21 protein-coding genes are annotated in these 18,040 nt (G+C 69.5%); 15 read left to right on the top strand and 6 right to left on the bottom strand.

Annotated elements, in window-relative coordinates; genetic code table 11:
* The first annotated feature begins 33 nt into the window (after positions 1-33).
* From MKK67_RS08280 to MKK67_RS08250, 7 genes are all read left to right on the top strand, one after another.
* The gene (locus tag MKK67_RS08280) at positions 34-579 is read left to right on the top strand and encodes an adenine phosphoribosyltransferase (protein WP_243963355.1); all 546 of its coding nucleotides are present in this window, start codon (positions 34-36) and stop codon (positions 577-579) included.
* A gap of 168 nt (positions 580-747) precedes the next feature.
* Entirely contained in the window at positions 748-882 is a 135-nt protein-coding gene (gene rpmH, locus MKK67_RS08275) for a 50S ribosomal protein L34 (RefSeq protein ID WP_007558110.1), read from the top strand.
* Between the two features lie 138 nt (positions 883-1,020).
* On the top strand, positions 1,021-1,632 hold the full coding sequence (rnpA, locus tag MKK67_RS08270; RefSeq protein ID WP_243963354.1) for a ribonuclease P protein component: 612 nt from the start codon (positions 1,021-1,023) through the stop codon (positions 1,630-1,632).
* Positions 1,622-3,481 carry a membrane protein insertase YidC gene (yidC, locus tag MKK67_RS08265; protein WP_243963353.1) on the top strand — a complete coding sequence of 620 codons (1,860 nt, stop codon included), beginning with the start codon at positions 1,622-1,624 and terminating at the stop codon, positions 3,479-3,481. The genes rnpA and yidC overlap by 11 nt, the downstream gene beginning before the upstream one ends.
* A gap of 11 nt (positions 3,482-3,492) precedes the next feature.
* Complete coding sequence (gene yihA, locus MKK67_RS08260; RefSeq protein WP_243963352.1) at positions 3,493-4,146, top strand: ribosome biogenesis GTP-binding protein YihA/YsxC; 654 nt, start codon at positions 3,493-3,495, stop codon at positions 4,144-4,146.
* Positions 4,143-4,532 (top strand): DUF423 domain-containing protein, encoded by a 390-nt coding sequence (locus tag MKK67_RS08255; RefSeq protein WP_243963351.1) that lies wholly within the window; start codon positions 4,143-4,145, stop codon positions 4,530-4,532. Before yihA ends, MKK67_RS08255 begins: the two co-directional genes overlap by 4 nt.
* 56 nt (positions 4,533-4,588) lie before the next feature.
* Positions 4,589-5,677, top strand: coding sequence for a phytanoyl-CoA dioxygenase family protein (locus MKK67_RS08250; protein ID WP_243963350.1), 1,089 nt, complete (start codon positions 4,589-4,591; stop codon positions 5,675-5,677).
* 12 nt (positions 5,678-5,689) lie between these two features.
* Here the strand turns inward: MKK67_RS08250 and MKK67_RS08245 are convergent, their stop codons facing one another.
* From MKK67_RS08245 to MKK67_RS08235, 3 genes are all read right to left on the bottom strand, one after another.
* A complete protein-coding gene (locus tag MKK67_RS08245; RefSeq protein ID WP_243963349.1) occupies positions 5,690-6,364 on the bottom strand; it encodes a metallophosphoesterase family protein in 675 nt (224 codons plus the stop codon).
* Between the two features lie 52 nt (positions 6,365-6,416).
* A complete protein-coding gene (locus MKK67_RS08240; RefSeq protein ID WP_243963348.1) occupies positions 6,417-7,064 on the bottom strand; it encodes an RraA family protein in 648 nt (215 codons plus the stop codon).
* A gap of 109 nt (positions 7,065-7,173) precedes the next feature.
* Positions 7,174-7,668, bottom strand: a complete 495-nt coding sequence (locus MKK67_RS08235) for a pilus assembly protein N-terminal domain-containing protein (RefSeq protein ID WP_243963347.1) — start codon at positions 7,666-7,668, stop codon at positions 7,174-7,176.
* Positions 7,669-7,968: 300 nt separating this feature from the next.
* Between MKK67_RS08235 and MKK67_RS08230 the strand changes: the two genes are divergently transcribed.
* The 3 genes from MKK67_RS08230 (at position 7,969) to MKK67_RS08220 (ending at position 9,665) form a co-directional block, all read left to right on the top strand.
* The gene (locus MKK67_RS08230; protein ID WP_058193027.1) at positions 7,969-8,133 is read left to right on the top strand and encodes a Flp family type IVb pilin; all 165 of its coding nucleotides are present in this window, start codon (positions 7,969-7,971) and stop codon (positions 8,131-8,133) included.
* Positions 8,134-8,280: 147 nt separating this feature from the next.
* Positions 8,281-8,823, top strand: a complete 543-nt coding sequence (locus MKK67_RS08225) for a prepilin peptidase (RefSeq protein ID WP_243963346.1) — start codon at positions 8,281-8,283, stop codon at positions 8,821-8,823.
* A 95-nt stretch (positions 8,824-8,918) separates the two neighbouring features.
* Complete coding sequence (locus MKK67_RS08220) at positions 8,919-9,665, top strand: M48 family metallopeptidase (protein WP_243963345.1); 747 nt, start codon at positions 8,919-8,921, stop codon at positions 9,663-9,665.
* Positions 9,666-9,672: 7 nt separating this feature from the next.
* Here the strand turns inward: MKK67_RS08220 and MKK67_RS08215 are convergent, their stop codons facing one another.
* The gene (locus MKK67_RS08215) at positions 9,673-10,047 is read right to left on the bottom strand and encodes a hypothetical protein (protein ID WP_243963344.1); all 375 of its coding nucleotides are present in this window, start codon (positions 10,045-10,047) and stop codon (positions 9,673-9,675) included.
* Positions 10,048-10,271: 224 nt separating this feature from the next.
* Here MKK67_RS08215 and MKK67_RS08210 point away from each other — a divergent pair, with 224 nt between their 5' ends.
* The 4 genes from MKK67_RS08210 (at position 10,272) to MKK67_RS08195 (ending at position 15,102) form a co-directional block, all read left to right on the top strand.
* Entirely contained in the window at positions 10,272-10,778 is a 507-nt protein-coding gene (locus MKK67_RS08210) for an invasion associated locus B family protein (protein WP_243963343.1), read from the top strand.
* Positions 10,779-10,801: 23 nt separating this feature from the next.
* Entirely contained in the window at positions 10,802-11,434 is a 633-nt protein-coding gene (locus MKK67_RS08205) for a hypothetical protein (RefSeq protein ID WP_243963342.1), read from the top strand.
* Between the two features lie 88 nt (positions 11,435-11,522).
* The gene (locus MKK67_RS08200) at positions 11,523-13,472 is read left to right on the top strand and encodes a glycosyltransferase (RefSeq protein WP_279601505.1); all 1,950 of its coding nucleotides are present in this window, start codon (positions 11,523-11,525) and stop codon (positions 13,470-13,472) included.
* A gap of 10 nt (positions 13,473-13,482) precedes the next feature.
* Complete coding sequence (locus MKK67_RS08195) at positions 13,483-15,102, top strand: glycosyltransferase family 2 protein (protein ID WP_243963341.1); 1,620 nt, start codon at positions 13,483-13,485, stop codon at positions 15,100-15,102.
* Positions 15,103-15,108: 6 nt separating this feature from the next.
* Here MKK67_RS08195 and purC read toward each other — a convergent pair whose 3' ends face one another.
* Both purC and nth read right to left on the bottom strand, forming a co-directional pair.
* Complete coding sequence (purC, locus tag MKK67_RS08190; RefSeq protein WP_082643291.1) at positions 15,109-15,903, bottom strand: phosphoribosylaminoimidazolesuccinocarboxamide synthase; 795 nt, start codon at positions 15,901-15,903, stop codon at positions 15,109-15,111.
* A 219-nt stretch (positions 15,904-16,122) separates the two neighbouring features.
* Positions 16,123-16,905 (bottom strand): endonuclease III, encoded by a 783-nt coding sequence (gene nth / locus MKK67_RS08185; RefSeq protein ID WP_243963340.1) that lies wholly within the window; start codon positions 16,903-16,905, stop codon positions 16,123-16,125.
* Between the two features lie 20 nt (positions 16,906-16,925).
* On the opposite strand from nth, the gene MKK67_RS08180 reads away from it, so the two are divergent.
* On the top strand, positions 16,926-17,447 hold the full coding sequence (locus MKK67_RS08180; protein WP_243963339.1) for a DUF2244 domain-containing protein: 522 nt from the start codon (positions 16,926-16,928) through the stop codon (positions 17,445-17,447).
* The last annotated feature ends 593 nt before the right edge of the window (positions 17,448-18,040 follow it).

The following is an 18,040-nucleotide window of genomic DNA, read 5'->3' as shown; positions in this document are numbered from 1 at the left end:
AAGCGCGCCGTCCCCCACGGAAGGCCCGAACCCATGGAAGCCCGCCGCCACGTCGCGCTGAAGGAATCGATCCGCTCGATTCCCGACTACCCGAAGCCCGGCATCATCTTCCGCGACATCACCACCCTTCTCAGCGACCCGCGCGCCTTCCGGCGGGCGGTAGATGCGCTGGTCCATCCCTATGCGGGCGGGCGAATCGATCAGGTGGCCGGCATCGAGGCGCGGGGCTTCATCCTGGGCGGGGCGATCGCGCACCAGCTGTCCTGCGGCTTCGTGCCGATCCGCAAGAAGGGCAAGCTGCCCCACAAGACCGTCTCGATGGCCTATGCCCTCGAATACGGGACCGACGAGATCGAGATCCACGTCGACGCCGTGAAGCCCGGCGACAAGGTGCTGCTGGTCGACGATCTGATCGCCACGGGCGGCACCGCCACCGCCGCGGTGAACCTGCTCCAGAAGATCGGCGCCGAGATCGTGGCCGCCTGCTTCGTCATCGACCTGCCCGACATCGGCGGGGCGCAGCGCCTGCGCGACATGGGCGTCGAGGTCCGCGCCCTGATGCAGTTCGAGGGTCATTGAGCTCCGCGAAACGTTGACTTCGCGGGACCCATCCGCCATAAGCCCGCCACTCGCGACGTGGCGCCCCGCCTGGGCGCCCTTCGTGTTTGCAAACAACCAGGACGCGTGAAGGTCGGGTGCGGCATCAGCCGCCCGCGAGCGCGCCTCGACCTTTGAAGGCTCTGTGCCATGAAGAGAACCTACCAGCCGAGCAAGCTCGTCCGTAAGCGTCGTCACGGTTTCCGTGCGCGCATGGCCACCGCCGGTGGCCGCAAGGTGATCGCGCGCCGTCGCGCCCACGGCCGCAAGCGCCTGTCGGCCTGATCCGGCGGATCCTCGCCGGCGCGGCACTGCTCAGGCAGCCGCGCGGCGGGGCGTGAGCATGACGCGGAAACGTGGAACCCGGTTTTCCGAACGCGTCATGCAGCACACACAATGAGATCGGCCGGGATCGAACCATCGATGGCGACGATCGAGCGGCTGAAGAGGCGGCCTGACTTCCTGGCGACAGCCGAGGGCCGCCGCTTCCATACCGAGCGCATGACCGCCCAGGGCCGCCTGCGGGATCCGCAGGCCGCAGAGGGCCTTCGGCTCGGTTTCACCATCACGAAACGCGTCGGCCATGCGGTCGAGCGCAACCGCATCCGGCGGCGCCTGCGCGCGGCCGTGAGCCTGGTCGCGTCCGATCTCTCGGGCGAACTGGCCCGGCTGCCCGCCGATATCGTGCTGATCGCCCGGCGCCCGGCCCTGAACGCACCCTTCGAGGCCCTGGCCGAGGATCTGCGTCGCGCCATCCCGACGGTGACGCGCCCGGCCTCGCCGCGGCCCCCTGGTCATCGGCCCGGCGGCAAATCCGGCAGCAAGTCTGGCGGCCGGCCCTCCAAATCCACACCTCCCCAGCGCGATGCGGGCCACAATCCCGCGCAGCCTGCAGCTTCCGGCGCGGCGGATCGTGATCCGCCGCGGGGCGCTGTCAGAGGTCCCCGAATCACGGAAGTGCGCCAGCCCGATGGGGCCGGTGCCGCTCCTGTTGCCACTCCGAACGCGTGCGGCGGTGTCCCCGATGGGCAATGACAAGACGAACATGTTCGTGGCCATCGGCCTGTCGCTGCTGGTGCTGCTCGGGTGGCAGTACTTCGTGGCCGGCCCGCGGGTGGAGCAGCAGCGCCTGATCGAGGCGCAGAACAAGGCCGCGCAGCAGCAACAGCAACCGCCGGGCGTCACCCCGGACGGGGTGCCGTCGCCCTCGCCCAAGGAGGGCGGCCCGGCAGCGCCCGTGCCCGGCACGGTCCCCGGGCAGGCGGGGGCGGTCTCGCGCGAGGCGGCGCTCACCCGCTCGCCGCGCATCCGCATCGAGACTCCCGCGCTTAGCGGCTCGATCGCCCTCAAGGGCGGCCGCGTCGACGACGTGTCGCTCAAGAACTACCACGAGACCGTGGACCCGAAGAGCCCGGAGATCGTGCTGTTCTCCCCGGCCGGCAGCGAGACGCCGTACTACGCCGAGTTCGGCTGGGTCGGCGCCAATGCCGGGCCGCTGCCGGGCAGCGAGACCCTCTGGACCAGCGACGGCAAGAGCCTCTCCCCCGGCATGCCCGTGACCCTGACGTGGGACAACGGCGCCGGCCTCGTCTTCAAGCGGATCATCGCGGTCGACGACAAGTACATGTTCACGGTGCGCGAGGAGGTCGAGAACAAGGGCTCCGGCGCAGTGACGCTCTACCCGTACAGCCTCGTCTCGCGCTGGGGTAAGCCGCACACCCAGGGCTACTACGTCCTGCACGAGGGCATGATCGGCTATCTCGGCAACGACGGCCTGCAGGAATTCACCTACGACAAGCTCGCCAAGGAAGGCGCCTATGGCGGTGCCAACACCAAGGGCAAAGCCTGGACCGGCGTGACCGGCGGCTTCGTCGGCATCACCGACAAGTACTGGGCGGCGGCCGTGATGCCCGGCGACCAGGACGTGCCCTATACCGGCGCCTTCACCGATCGCACCGACGGCGCCACCAACGTCTACCAGGCGAGCGTGCGCGGCGATGCCGTGAACCTGGCCGCCGGGGCCTCCGCCACCACGACCCAGCGCCTGTTCGCCGGCGCCAAGGAAGTGAACCTGATCAACAACTACGAGAAGGACCTCGGCATCAAGCACTTCGATCTGATGATCGATTGGGGCTGGTTCTTCTTCATCACCAAGCCGATGTTCCGGGCGCTGGACTTCTTCTTCCACCTGTTCGGCAATTTCGGCGTCTCGATCCTGGTGGTGACCTTCTGCCTGAAGCTGCTGTTCCTTCCGATCGCCAACCGCTCCTACGTGTCCATGGCCAAGATGAAGGCCGTGCAGCCCGAGATGGCCGCCATCCGGGAGCGGTACAAGGACGACCGCATGAAGCAGCAGCAGGCCACGATGGAGCTGTACAAGAAGGAGAAGATCAACCCGGTCGCCGGCTGCTGGCCGGTGCTGATCCAGATCCCGGTCTTCTTCGCGCTCTACAAGGTCCTGTTCATCACCATCGAGATGCGGCACGCGCCGTTCTTCGGCTGGATCCACGATCTCGCCGCGCCGGATCCGACGAGCATCGTCAACCTGTTCGGCCTGCTGCCCTTCCCGGCGCCGGACTTCGTCCATCTCGGCGTCTGGCCGCTGATCATGGGCGTGACCATGTTCGTGCAGATGAAGATGAACCCCGCGCCGCCGGACCCGGTCCAGGCGCAGATCTTCACCTTCATGCCGATCGTGTTCACCTTCATGCTGGGCTCGTTCCCGGCAGGCCTGGTGATTTACTGGGCCTGGAACAACACCCTGTCGGTGATCCAGCAATACGTCATCATGCGTCGCAACGGCGTGAAGGTGGAGCTGTGGGACAACCTGCGGACCACGTTCCGGCGCGGCGGCACCAAGGCGGCGGCGACCACCAAGGGCTGATAAGGAAAGCCGTGACCGAGACCAACGACGACGCGGCCGACCTCCTCGAGGCCGGCCGCCTGCTGTTTGCCGGCGCGGCCGATTTCTACGCGGCCGCCCAGGTGCTCGACCGAATTCCGCCCATGGAGGGCGTGGAGATCGCCTTCGCGGGGCGCTCGAATGTCGGCAAGTCGAGCCTGATCAACGCGCTGACCGGCCGCAACACCCTGGCGCGCACCTCGCACACGCCGGGGCGGACCCAGCAGCTCAACTTCTTCCGGATCGGCGACCGCCTGTCGCTGGTCGACATGCCGGGCTACGGCTACGCGGCGGTGGAGAAGGCCAAGGTCGAGGCCTGGACCCAGCTGATCCATGCCTACCTCAAGGGCCGCGCCAACCTGGCCCGGGTGTTCATGCTGATCGACGCCCGCCACGGCTTCAAGTCGATCGACACCGACGTGCTCGACGGCCTCGACAAGGCCGCGGTGAGCTACCAGGTGGTGCTCACCAAGGCCGATTCCCTGAAGAAGGGCGAGGTCGCCAGCCGAATCGCCGGCATCCAGGCGGGTCTGGCCAAGCGGCCGGCCGCCTTCCCGCAGGTGATCCTCACCTCCAGCCGGGACGATCTCGGCATCCCCGAGCTACGCGCGGCCGTCGCCAAGCTTCTGGTCGAGCGCGGCGCATGAGGCTTTCGGGGTTCGACCGCGCGCTCGTGGCGCTCGCCTGCCTCGCCGGGCTGCTCGGCGTCGCGCTCAGTGCCGCGGCGGCGCATATCCCCGGGGCGGATTCGCTCAAGACCGCCGCGCAGTTCCTGCTGTTCCATGCCCCCGCGATCCTGGCCCTTGCAGGGTTCGGCGCTGCCGGCCTGGCCCGACCCGGTCTGATGCGGATGGCGTCTGGCCTCCTCGTCCTCGGCCTGATCCTGTTCTGCGGCGACCTCTCGGTGCGGACCTGGCTGCAGCAGCCGCTCTTCCCGATGGCCGCGCCCATCGGCGGCTTCGCCCTGATGGGCGGCTGGCTCGTGGGCGCGATCGGCGCCCTGATTCCCCAGCCCCGTAATCCGCCTCAGTAACACCGCATTCCGCGCTTTCCTTTCGTCCCAAAGGGGATGGGGCCAGGGGGCGGCACGTGGCGAACGGACTCTCGCGGGTGAAGACGATCGCGCGCAGCTGGGGCACTGCGGCGCGCAACCTCACCCTCGGGCGCGACGAGGCGCTGCCGGTCGCCCCCATGCGTCCCCCGGCCCGATCCTACGCGGTCGATGCCGACATCCCGGTCGATATCGGCTGCATCAAGGTCTTTCGGGCGGAGAGCTTTCCGGAACCCGGTCCGAGCCCGTGGCTCGACCGTCCCGACGCGCTAGAAACGATCGAGCGGCGCGTCGCCCGGGGCGAGATCACGGCCAGGCAGGCCGAGATCTGCCGGTACTGGGCCGAGCACGGCTACTACGTCGCCCGCGGGGCGATCGACCCGGACACGATCGACGAGGCCTGGGCCGCCTACGAGGCCGCCATCGCCCGGGGCGACCTGACCCTGGCCCCCGAGAAGGCGGCCGAGGACGATCCCCATCCGGGCCGCTATCTCAACCCGCACCTCAAGGTCGAGGAGCTCGACCAGCTGCTCAAGCATCCGGTGCTGGTCAATTTCAGCAGCCTTGTGCTCGGCCGGCAGGCGATCCCGTTCCAGACCATCGCGTCACACAAAGGCAGCCAGCAATCCGAGCACTCGGATTCGATCCACATGACCACCTACCCGCTTGGCTACCTCGCCGCATGCTGGGTCGCCATGGAGGACATCCACGCCGATTGCGGGCCGCTGGTCTATTATCCCGGCACCCACCGGCTGCCGTACCTATTCAGCCACGATGTCGGCATCTCGACGGACGATTTCCGCGAGCGCGGCTACGCGGCCTATTCCGAGCGTTACGAGCCCGCGATCAAGCGCGAGATCGCCGATCACGGTGCCGCGCCGCAGCACTTCCTGGCCCGCCAGGGCGACGTGCTGTTCTGGCACGCCAATCTCCTGCACGGCGGATCGGCCCGCAACGACCTGCGCCATTCGCGCAAGGCGCTGGTCCACCATTACTTCGCCGAAGGCTGCATCTGCTACCACGACCTGTCGTCGAGCACGTCCGCCGTTCACGGCCCGGTCGAGAGCCTGCCGACCTGCGGCGCGGCGAGCCCCGACATCAAGGTCCGCCAGAAGATCGCTTCGTAGCCGGATCCGGGATCAGGCCGCGGGCACGGACAGGAATTCCAGCGCCGGCCCCTGGGCATCGGAGAAGATTCCGGCGGTGAGCGCGCCGCCATAGACCGCGCCGGTGTCGAGATTCGTCCGGAACCGGCGGATCTCCGGGCGGCCGTCCCGCTGCGGCGTGTGGCCGTGGACTACGTGCCGGCCGAAATCGTGGTCGCCCTCCAGGAACGGCTCGCGGATCCACAGGCGGTCATGCACGTCCGACTCCGCTGCCGCCGTGCCCGGTTGGAAGCCGGCATGGACGTACCAGCGGGCCGCGTCCCCGTGCAGGGTCGGCAGTGCCTCGATCCAGTCGAGGGTGTCGCGCGGCAGGCCGCCGAGATCCCGCGCACCGAAGGAGTCGAGCGTCTCCTCGCCGCCGTAATGGAGCCAGTGCCGCGCGGCTTCCGGCGTCAGCAGCGCATCGAGCAGCATGCGCTCGTGGTTGCCCATCAGGCAGGTGACGCGCTCGGGCTCGGCCCAGTTCAGGCGGCTGATGGTGCGCAGCACGGCGGCGCTGTCGGGGCCGCGGTCGATGTAGTCGCCCAGGAAGACCAGCCGGTGGGGGCGGTCGCCGGCATGGGCGGCGATCCGCTCCAGCAGGGTGTCGAGCAGGTCGGCGCAGCCGTGAATGTCGCCGATGGCGTAGGTGAGGGTCTGAGACTCCATACGCCATCGTCCACGGGATACGCCCGCTCCGCAAGGCGGTGCCGGCGGAACCTCAGCCCTTGGCCTCCCGGGCATAGCGGCCGTCGTATCGGCCTGCCCGGATCAGCGCGAGCACCTCGGCCTCCCGGGCCGCCTGTGCACGCACGGCCTCGATCAAGCTCGGGGCGAGGGCGGGCGGAAAGGTCACGACGCCGTCCGCGTCGCCCACCACCACGTCGCCCGGGTTCACCGTCCAGCCGCCGATGCTGACTGGCACGTTGATCGCGCCGGGCCCGGTCTTGAACGGCCCCCGGGGCGTCGCGGCGCGGGCGTAACAGGGGAAATCCGAATCGGCGAAGGCGTCGGTATCGCGCACGGCTCCGTCGATCACGAAGCCGGCCACGCCCCGGCTCTCGGCGATCGCCTTCATGATGTCGCCCACCAGCGCCCGGCTGGTGTCGCCGCCGCCATCCACCACGATCACATCTCCGCGACGGACCTGCTCCAGCGCCTGATGGATCGCGAGGTTGTCGCCGGCCCGTACCCGCACGGTGAACGCCGTGCCGATGAGCCGGCCCCGCCGGTGGAAGGCGCGCAGGCCGTGCAGCACCGGCATCCGGTCGAGACAATCGCTGATCGTCGCCGTCGCGATGTCCTGGAACGCGGCGAGCACGCCGGGATCAACGGCGGGTGGCGGCGGCGTGTGCGTGATGCCGGGCATCGGCGAGAGACCTCCCTGACGGCGCGCCGGGGATACTACCGAATCGACTCACGGTCGCGCCGAGGACGGATGTTGCCTCAGGATCCGTGTGGTGTCGCGTTCGGCGCCTTCAGTGCTCCGCGGCCTGGGGACCGGCCGCGCCGCCGCCGGTGGCGAGCTTGCGGCGGGCATCGGCCTGGCCGCTGGTCGTCCCGAAGTAATTGGCCGAGTCGCCGAGCTGGACCGCCGGCTGGCAGTTCGGCGTGCAGGACAGCGATTCCCGATCCAGGCCGCGCTGGACCGTGATGGTCGAATCCCGCGACGCTTCGACCCGGATCATCGTCTCGGCGATCAGCCCGCCGGCCGTGTCGAGGGCGATCAGGTTGGTCGAGCCGAAGCTTTTGCCGGTCAGCACGAGCACGCCGTTCTTCTGCGGCGTGACCTCGGCGATGATCGGGTTGCCGACGATCACCGTCGCGGTCTTCTCCGGCAGGCGGATCACCTTGGCGTTGTCCACCAGCACGGTGACGATGGGCAGCGGCTCCGGCTGGGCGGCCGCGACGGAGGCCCCCGTTAGCAGGAGGACGAGGCCGGCTCGGGCCCCATTCGACAGGGTGCGGCGCATCGGGGGGTCTCGGAAGCGGTCGGCGCCTGCGCGTGGCGACGCCTGAAGCTGTAGCGCTAACCCGGGACCAGTGAAGGAACCGCTAAGCATGAGAAAGCCGCACCAATGTTCGGCAGCGGCGAAACTGATCCTTCACTAAGCTCGCAGCGGAGCCGGACCGAACTTTGATCGAGGCGCGATTTAACCGAATTTCAAGGCGTATCGGACACTCTCCAACTGCCGCCGATCGAGACGTAGAAATCTTCGTCGGTCATCTCACAAAGTCCACGCTGCAAGTTCTTGTTCGAAGGATCGCCCCCCATGAAGACCCTGTTCTCGCGCTTCGCCTCGGACGAGTCCGGCGCCACCGCGATCGAGTACGGCATGATCGCCGCCCTGATCGCCGTCGTCATCATCGGCGCGCTGAAGACCGTCGGCACCTCCCTCACCGCCAAGTTCAGCGCGATCGCCGGCAACCTGAACTGATCGGGTTTTCGGAGCGGCCAGGATCTGCGGCAGGTTCGAGGCTCCATCGCTGCCGCGATGGGGTCTCGGCCCGCCGGATCCGCCGTTCGGCAGCGGCCTCGCTTCCGAGCCGCTTGCCCGTCACATACGGATAGGGTTGGTCCCGAGATGGTTGGCGCAGGATCGGCGATCGCGAGTCTCGGCACGGCCGGTTTCGGCCTGCTGGTGCTGTTCCCGTTCCTGATGGCCTATGCCGCGGCGAGCGACCTGTTGACGATGCTGATCCCGAACCGGATCTCGTTGGCCCTCGTCGCGGGCTTCGTCCTGCTCGCCCTGACCGGCTCGATGGACTGGGCCGAGATCGGACTTCACCTCGGCGCCGGCGCCGTCGTCCTGGCCGTCACCTTCACGCTGTTCGCCTTCGGGGTGATCGGCGGGGGCGACGCGAAGCTCGCCGCCGCCACGGCGCTGTGGCTCGGCTTCGACGGACTGGGCGATTACCTCCTTGTGGCCTCGATCTTCGGCGGCGCCCTGACCCTGACGATCCTGGCCGTGCGCGCCTATCCGCTGCCGCAGCGCGTCGCGCGCCTGCCCTTCGCGCTGCATCTCCACGACGCCAAGACCGGCATCCCCTACGGCATCGCGCTGGCCGCCGCCGCCCTGCTGGTGATGCCCGAGACCGAAATCTGGACCCGGGCGCTCGCCGGCTGACGCGGCCACGCGTTCCGAGGCCGGCCCGCCGGAACCTTGGCGATTCCCGCGTTCAGGATCTGGAGCGTCGGTTCCGGGCCGGCTAGAACGGTGCCATGTCGTTCGCGCTGCTGCGTCGTCCCGATCCCGACCACCTCGAGGTCCAGCACGAGGGAGCCAGCCTCCAGATCGCGCTGCGCCGTCGCCCGACCGCGCGTCGGATCACCCTGCGGGTCTCGGCCGCCACCGGCGAGGTCGTGATCACGCTGCCGAGCCGCACCGCGGTGAACACCGCCCAGCGTTTCGCCACCAGCCACGCCGGCTGGATCGCGGCGCGGCTAGCGCGCGTGCCCGAGCGGGTCCTGTTCGTACCCGACGCGATCCTGCCGCTACGCGGCGAGCCGCACCGCGTGCATCTGCGCGACACACGCAGCGGGGCAGTGCGCGTCGAGGGCGGGCAGGGGGAGGGACAGGGGGGGCCGGTGATCTCGGTCTCCTGCGAGCCCGCCCATGTCCCGCGCCGGGTCCGGGATTTTTTCACGCGCGAGGCGCGTCGGGATCTGACGGAGGCGGTGGAGCGCTATGCGCCGCTCCTCGGCCAGCGGCCGGTGCGCATCACGTTGCGGGATACCCGCAGCCGCTGGGGCTCCTGCACGGCCCGGGGCGAGTTGAATTTCTCGTGGCGCCTGATCCTGGCGCCTCCGATGGTGCTCGATTACCTCGTGGCCCACGAGATGGCGCATCTGCGCGAGATGAACCACTCGGCCCGGTACTGGGCGCTCCTGCACAGCCTCTGCCCGAACGTCGACGCGGCCGAAGCGTGGCTGAAGCGCAACGGCACCAGCCTGCACCGCTACGGCTGACTGGGCCTCAGCCCTTGGCGCGCAAAACCTTCTGGCGCGTCACGGCCTCGCCGGGCCAGGCCGGCCGCGGATCGACTTGGCCGGGCTCCAGGGTGCGCGGCGCCACGCTGTCGCAGACCTCGCGCTGGCGGATGATCACCGGGTTGCCGAAGGTGTCGCGCCGGCGGACGAGACCGCCCTCCCGGCAATAGCCGGCGATCGCGGCCTGACCGTTGCGGCCGCCGTAGGGGTTCACCGCCACCGGCGGATGCTCGACGATCAGCGTGTCGGAGCGGTTGAGGGAGTGCTCGATATAGGTGGTCTCGCCGACGGGAAGCGATTGCGCCCCGGCCTGCGCGAGGGTGGCCAGCAGGCAGGCGGCCGAGAGGGCGGACAGGCGCATCACAGCTTCAGGATCCTGCGCTGGAGGAAGAGCTCCCTTCATTTAGGCCGTTCTGCAACTCTCGGGTAGCGTCCAGGCGCAACACCGGAGCCGGCATCGCTTGACAGCGCGGGGCTGAGCATGGTCGGAACACCCCCGATTTTACGGCCTCGCCGGTCCTCGGCGATGGCGTTCCGAAGGGTTCGGTGGTGCCGCTTCACGCGAGGCTCGATCGTTTTCGGCGCGTGGTCCGGCGCGTCGCGCTGCCGGTATCTCTCGCCCTCACCGCGACAGGGCTCGCCTCCGCGGGGCCGGCCGCCGCCCAGGGCATGGTCCGCAAGACCTTCGACGATTGGCAACTGCGCTGCGAGACGCCGGCCGGCGCGAAGGCCGAGCAATGCGCCCTGGTGCAGTACCTGGCCGCGGAGGATCGCCCGAACCTCACCCTGGTGGTGATCGTCCTGAAGACGGCCGACAACCGCGGCTATCTGCTGCGGGTGGTGGCGCCGCTCGGCGTGCTCCTTCCCTCCGGCCTCGGCCTCAAGATCGACCAGACCGATGTCGGCCGGGCCGGTTTCGTGCGCTGCCTCACCACCGGCTGCGTGGCCGAGGTGGTGATGGATGATGGTCTGATCCGCCAGTTCAAGGGCGGCACGCAGGCGACCTTCATCGTGTTCCAGACGCCCGAGGAGGGCGTCGGCATTCCGCTCTCGATGAAAGGCTTCGCGGCCGGGTTCGACAGCTTGAAATGACGAGGCCGCTCGGGAGCCGTGCGATGATCGGAGGTCGTGACCTGTTTCTGGGCCTGTGCGGCCTGATCCTCGCCGGGTCGCTGTCGGCGAGCCCGGCCCACGCGGAGGAGGGCAACGTCCTCTCCAACCTGTTCAAGTTCGGCGGCACGACGGTTCCGCCGTCGCAGCCCCAGAGCCTGGATCCACCCTATTGCCCGCCCGTCGAGGTGGCCGAGAACGGGGCCGCGTATCGCATGCTCGCCGGGAGCGAGGTGCGGACGCAGTTCTCGGTCGGGCGCCTCGCCCGGGAATGCGCCCGGCGCCAGGACGGTTCGGTCACCGTCAAGGTCGGCGTGGAGGCGAATGTCCTGCTCGGCCCGAAGGGCGCGCCGGGCCGGTTCGACGTGCCGGTGACGATCCAGATCCGCCGCGAGGGCAAGGTGATCGCAAGCCGCGTCGAGCGGTCCACCGTGGTGGTCGCCCCCGGTGAAGCGCAGGGCTTCACCACCATCGTCGCCGAGGAACTCACGGTGCCGCCGGCTGCGGCCGAGGATTACGACATCACCGTCGGCGTCGGCACCAGCAAGGGCACCGGTGAGAAGGCCGCCGCGAAGCCGCGGCGCAGGAAGCCGGCGGTCGCCGCGGAGCCCGCCGGCGGAGGCGACGCTGCCCAGTGATGCCGCGGCGCGTTTCGTCGATTCGACCTCACTGACGGGAAAGGCCGGACGCGGCGCAGCCTGGCTCGGCCGCGCGACGCGGTTCCGGTTGGAGCCGACCGACGATCCCGTCTTCGATCGCCGCCTCGTCCTCCCCGACCATCCGGTCGGCTGGATCGTGCTGAGCTATGCCGGCGATCCCCTCGTTGCGCCGCGCCGGCCGATCGTGCGGGTCCTGCGTGGGACCGACGGTACCCCACTGGACTTCATCCTCCCGGGCGCGTCGCACGGCTCCGCCCATTGGCTCGGCCTGATCTCCAGCGATGCCCGGGAGATCCGCCTGTCGGCCGGGGCCGGCTTCGTGCTGGAGCGGGTCGGGGCGCGGCGCGAGGTGTCGGTGCTGGCCCAGTGCCTGCTGCGACGGCCCTGGCGTTTCGTCTCGGCGCTCTACGAACGCCTTCGCGGGTCCGAGCGGCGCTACCGCGATATCCTGCGCGGTGCCTGCGCGGTGACGCCGCTCCGGCACTACGGATCCTGGGCGGCGTCGCGGAATCGCCCGATCCGGCTCGCCCCGACCGATCTACGGGTCCGCTGCCTCATCCTGGCCCGGTCCGGGGAAGAAGCGGCGCTCGCCGCGACGCTCGATGCCCTGGATGCGCAGAGCCACCAAGCCCGGACCATCGGCGTCGCCTGGGACGATGCGATTCCCGTATCGCCGGATCCCCGTGCCGAACACCGGCGCTGGGATGTTCGGGCGACTCCCGCCGCGCTGATCGCCGAGTCCGACGCCCTGTGCCTGCTCCGGCCGGGCGACATCCCGGCCCCGGACGCGCTTGCCCTGCTGGCGCCCGCCCTGGCGGAGGCGGATCTCGCCTATGGTGACGCGATCGGCCCCGACGACCAGCCGCAGCTCAAGCCGGATTGGAGCCCGGACCTCGCCCTGGCGACCGGCTATGTCGGCCGCGCCGCGCTGTTCTCGCACACCCTGCTGTCGCGACTGCCGGCCACCCCGGTCGGACCGATGGCCGAGGCGATCCTGGCGATCGAGACCGCTGCCATCGTTGCCGGTGCGCGCGGCGCCCATGTCCCCCGCGTCCTCGCCCGCACCATGAGCGAGTGTCTCGACCCGCCAGCCCGGGCGCAGGCGCTGGATACGCGCCTCAAGATGCTGGGCGCCCCGATCAACGCATCGCTCCGCAACGGCGTGATCCACCTCGATTGGCCGCTGCCGCAACCCGCCCCGAAAGCCAGCATCGTGATCCCGTCGCGGGACCGCCTCGACCTGATCGAGCGGGTCTGCCGGGGCGTGCTGCACGAGACCGCCTACCCGGATCTCGAGCTGATCATCGTCGACAATGGCTCCACCGATCCGGCCGTGCTGGCGCACTACGAAAACCTGCGCCGGGATCCGCGGGTTCGCATCCTGATCGACCCGCAACCGTTCAACTTCGCCGCGATGGTCAATGCCGGTGTCGCCGCAGCCACGGGCGCGGTCGTGGTGCTGCTCAACAACGACGTGGCGGTGCTGGAGCCCAGCTGGCTCGACGCGATGGTCCGCCAAGCGAGCCGGCCGGAGGTCGGGGCGGTCGGCGCGAAGCTTCTCTACGCTGACGGTACCTTGCAGCATGCCGGGGTCGTGGTCGGCCTCGGCGGACGGGCGGGCCACATCCTGCGCCGCCGTCCCGGCGACACGCCCGGCCATCTGGGCCGCCTGCACGTGGCCCACGAGGTCTCGGCCGTGACCGCCGCCTGCCTCGCCGTCGCGCGGGACAAATACCGGGCGGTCGGCGGCTTCGACGCCGAAGCCTTCCCGGTGGATTTCAACGATGTCGATTTCTGCCTGCGCCTGGGCGCCGCCGGCTGGAAGACGGTCTGGACCCCGGCCGCCACCCTGGCCCATCTCGAATCCGTGAGCCGGGGACCCTCGGTCGGCGCCAAGCGTGCCCGGTTCGAGCAGGAGGCCGCCCGGTTCTCCGAGCGCTGGCGCGATGTGATCCGCCACGATCCGTACTACCATCCCGCCCTGTCGCTCACGACCTTCGGCGAGGATCTCGAATGACGCGGCGCAGATGACAGGGCCTGTTCCGGGCCTCGCGCAGATGCTGCATCTCGGGATCCCGCGCCGCTCCGGGCGTGTGCTGCTCGGCGCGCTGCGCAGTCTCCTGGGCCGGCCCCGGGCGACGGGCGAGATCCTGGCCGCGCGGCTCCAGGGCAAACGCCTGCGCGCCCGCCAGAAGCTGGCGGCCCTGATCGGCATCGACCACCGGCTCGCTCTGCCGGTAAAAACCCTCGACCGTTTCCCGCCCGCGCCGGCCCAACCGGGCGATGGCATCCGGCTGTTCGGCGACGGCCTCCTCGTCTCGGGCGCGACGGCCCGCATCGCCGCTGCCTTCGCGGCCGATCCCGAACTCCAGGCGGTCTACGGCGACGCGCTGATCCAGGATGATCCGCGCGGTCCGGTCCGGCCCCTGCTGCCGCCGGCCTTCGATCCCGAACTGCTGGCCGCGGTCGACTACCTCGCGCCCCTGCTGGCCTGCCGGCCGGGAGCCTTGCCTGCGGAGACCCAGCCGAGCGGCCCCGCCGACGCCGCGTTCCAGATCGCCGAGCGCCACGGCGCCTCCGCGATCGGCCACCTGTCCGAGATCCTGACGATCCGGCGCGGCGACCCGGCGGACTGCGTCTCCCCGGCAGGGGAGGGGGGTCGCCACCGCCATCGCGACGCCCTGCGCCGCCATCTCGATCGGACCGGTTGCACCGGAAGCCGCATCGCATCGGGCGCGGGCGGCCTCCTGCAGGTCGAGCACCCGCTGCCCGATCCGCGGCCGCTGGTGAGCGTGATCGTGCCGACCCGCGACCGCCTCGACCTGCTCCGCCCTTGCCTCGACAGCCTCGCAGCCTGCACCGACTGGCCGAATCTCGAGATCCTGGTCTGCGATAACGACAGCCGCGAGCCGGAGACGCTGGCCTTCCTCCATGCCTTGGAGCGCGAGGGGAGGGGGGGCGTCGTGCCCTGTCCCGGGCCGTTCAACTTCGCCGCCATGAACAACGCCGCCGCCGCCCGCGCCCGCGGCGCGCTGCTGGTCTTCGTCAACAACGACGTGGAGGCGTTCCGGCCCGACTGGCTGGCCCGGATGGCCTGGGAGGCCCTGCGCCCGGAGATCGGCGCGGTCGGCGCGAAGCTCTTGGACGGCGAGGGGCGGATCCAGCACGGCGGCATCGTGCTCGCGACCGGCGGCTTGGTCACCCACGCGCACCGCCACTTCCCCGGGGACGCGCCGGGCTACCTTGCGGGCCTAAGCGCGACCCACGCGGTCTCGGCGGTCACCGCCGCCTGCCTGATGGTCGAGGCCAAGAAATTCCGGTCGGTCGGCGGCTTCGACGATGCCGTCTTCGCGGTCGACTTCAACGATGTCGACCTGTGCCTACGCCTGAACGCGGCCGGCCATCGCACGCTGCTGGTGCCGGGGGCAGTGCTGCATCACCGTGAATCGGCGAGCCGCCGCTGGACGCCGGAGGCCCGCGCCCGCCACGAACGCGAGATCGCGGCGCTCAAAAAGCGATGGGGGCCGCTGCTGGCGCAGGACCCCCATTATCACCCGGGCTTCGACCCGGACCTCTCCACCCACGCACGCCTGCGCGCAGGCTTTCCGGAAGCGGGCCCGGCGCCGGTCCGACGCCCGCCGGCCTGAGCGGGCCTACTGGACGAGGCGCGGGCCGCCGGTCTGAACCTTCTCGTTCTCCGACATGATGCCGAGCCGCTTGGCCACTTCGGTATAGGCCTCGATCAGGCCGCCGAGGTCCTTGCGGAACCGGTCCTTGTCGAGCTTGTCCGACGACTTGATGTCCCACAGCCGGCAGGAATCCGGGGAGATCTCGTCGGCAACGACGATGCGCATCATGTCGCCTTCCCAGAGGCGGCCGGTCTCGATCTTGAAGTCCACGAGCCGGATGCCGACGCCGAGGAAGAGACCCGACAGGAAGTCGTTGACGCGGATCGCCAGCGCCATGATGTCGTCGATCTCCTGGGGCGTCGCCCAGCCGAACGCGGTGATGTGCTCCTCCGACACCATCGGGTCGTTGAGCGCGTCGTTCTTGTAGTAGAACTCGATGATCGAACGCGGCAGCTGGGTGCCTTCCTCCAGGCCCAGCCGGGTCGCCAGCGAGCCGGCCGCGACGTTGCGCACCACCACCTCGAGCGGGATGATCTCGACCTCCCGGATCAGCTGCTCGCGCATGTTCAGCCGGCGGATGAAATGCGTCGGCACGCCGATGTCGTTGAGGTGCTGGAACACGAATTCGGAGATTCGGTTGTTCAGCACGCCCTTGCCGTCGATGATCTCGTGCTTCTTCGCGTTGAAGGCGGTCGCGTCATCCTTGAAGTGCTGGATGAGCGTCCCGGGCTCGGGCCCCTCGTAGAGGACCTTCGCCTTGCCCTCGTAGATGCGACGGCGGCGGTTCATAGGCGTGTACCGTGGTTTGAGGAAGTCCATGGGCCGAGGCTCCTGATGCGCGACGATGGGGAGGAATCCGCGGCGCGGCGACCGGATACGAAGGTCGGGCAGCCGGACGGCCTCTGCCCGAGGGCCCGGCTACTGCCGTTCAAACTAGCCGAACCGGGCTTCCAGCACAACGCGTTAGCCCGCAGGGCGGGATTGCGGGCGCGGGTCCGGACGTGCGCCCGGCCGCCTCCGCGCCCCGGAGATTTCCGGTCAGGCTGCGGTCTTCGACGGGTATCGGCACAGATCCGCGATCAGGCAGCGCGGGCATTCGGGCTTGCGCGCCTTGCAGGTGTAGCGGCCGTGCAGGATCAGCCAGTGATGGGCGTGGAGCCGGTAGGGCTCCGGCACGATCGCCTCCAGCCCGGCCTGGACCTTGTCGGTGGTGCTGCCGACGAACAGCGGGATCCGATTCGAGACCCGGAAGATATGGGTGTCGACCGCGATCCGCGGCACCTGGAAGGCGATGTTCAGCACGACGCTCGCCGTCTTGGCGCCAACCCCGGGCAGGACTTGCAGCGCCTCCAGGCTCGCCGGCACCTCGCTGCCGTGCCGCTCGACCAGGATGCGCGAGAGCGCGATGACGTTCTTGGCCTTGGTGTTGAACAGCCCGATCGTGCGGATGTAGCTGCGGACCGTCTCCTCGCCGAGCGCCAGCATCTTGTCCGGCGTGTCGGCCACCGCGAAGAGCGGGCCGGTGGCGAGGTTGACGCCGCGATCGGTGGCCTGGGCGGACAGGACCACGGCCACCAGCAGGGTGAACGGGTTGACGGCGTGAAGCTCGCCCTTCGGCTCCGGCTCGGCCGCATGGAAGCGCCGGAAGATCTCGGCGAGCGTCGCCGAATCGACTGCCTCCGGTGCGGTCTCGATATGAGCGGTCGTGACCGGGACGATCCGTCCGCCGAGACGCCCGGAGGCAGCGCCCGTCGTGGAATCACCTGCGGCACGCCGTCGAGGCGGGCTCTTTACCGAAGGCGGAGTCTTTCTGGCGGCCATCGGCGCGTTATATGGATCGGATGGCTAGCGGCAATCCATCCGTTCACCCGTACGGGCTCGACCCGGACACGATCGACCGGCCGGTCTTTTCCGCCACGATCCGGCCGCACCAATCCCTGAGCCGCCTCGGCTTCCGGATCGTGATGACCGGCTGCTGCCTGGTCTCGCTCACCGTCTCGGTCTGGGCCTGGCGGATGGGTTTTTGGCCGGTCGCCGGCTTCTTCGGCCTCGACATGCTGGCGATCTACGCGGCCCTGAAAGTCAGCTTCCAGCGGGGGCGCTCCTTCGAGGAGGTCATGATCTCGCAGCTCGAGATCCTGCTCGCCCGGGTCAGCCACAAGGGCGAGCGGCACGAATGGCGCTTCAATCCCCTCTGGACCAAGATCGTGACCGTCGAGGATGACGAGTACGGCCTGCAGCGCGTCACCCTGGTCTCCCGGCGCCAGCAGGCGCTCGTCGCCCGCGATGCCGATCCGGACGAGCGCGCCCGCATCGCCCACGGGCTCGGGCAGGCCCTGGCCCAAGTGAAGAAGGGATACTGAAGAAGGGCTACTGAACGCGCTGCGGCGCCGTCTTAAGCGCGTCATGCGGCTGCGCGAGAAAAAACGACCGCAGCGCACAAACCCGGTTGACGGCTCTGTGGGGCCTGTTTATACCCCTGTTCATCGGCGCCGGCCGCGGAAGTGGCCCGGGCGCTGACGCATCTTCTGACAGGATCGGCGATTGGCCGGCGGGTTTGCCGGGCGATGGTCTGTTTTTGTCCGATGCGGCTTCGGGGTCGGGTTCGCTTCGGCGGTTCGGCGACGGGGTTGACAGGGGGATCGGAGGGCTCTAGACGCCCTCCACCGCTGAGGCGGCCGACCGGATGGTCTGGCCGGTATCACGGTTCTCCCAGTCGGACAAGCGGTTGATCGGGGTTTCTGGCCCAGATCGTCGTCTCGTCTGTGAGCGGTCCGGTCATCCGGTCGGCTCGAGGTCTTTGACATTGTTGGAATTGAGGAAGGGAGACGCGGACGGCGTTTGTCCTTGCGGTCGGAGCTTTGGCTTCGACAAGTGAGAGACTAGTGCCGATCGTCGTATCTCTCTTTTTGAGCTCACCGATCTGGCTGCGCTGTGAAGCGCTGCTTGGTCGATT

Origin of the sequence: Methylobacterium sp. J-072 (assembly GCF_022829425.1) — a bacterium.
Taxonomy (GTDB): Bacteria; Pseudomonadota; Alphaproteobacteria; order Rhizobiales; family Beijerinckiaceae; genus Methylobacterium.
The sequence above is the reverse complement of the archived record's forward strand: the minus strand, read 5'-3'. Positions and strand labels throughout refer to the sequence as shown.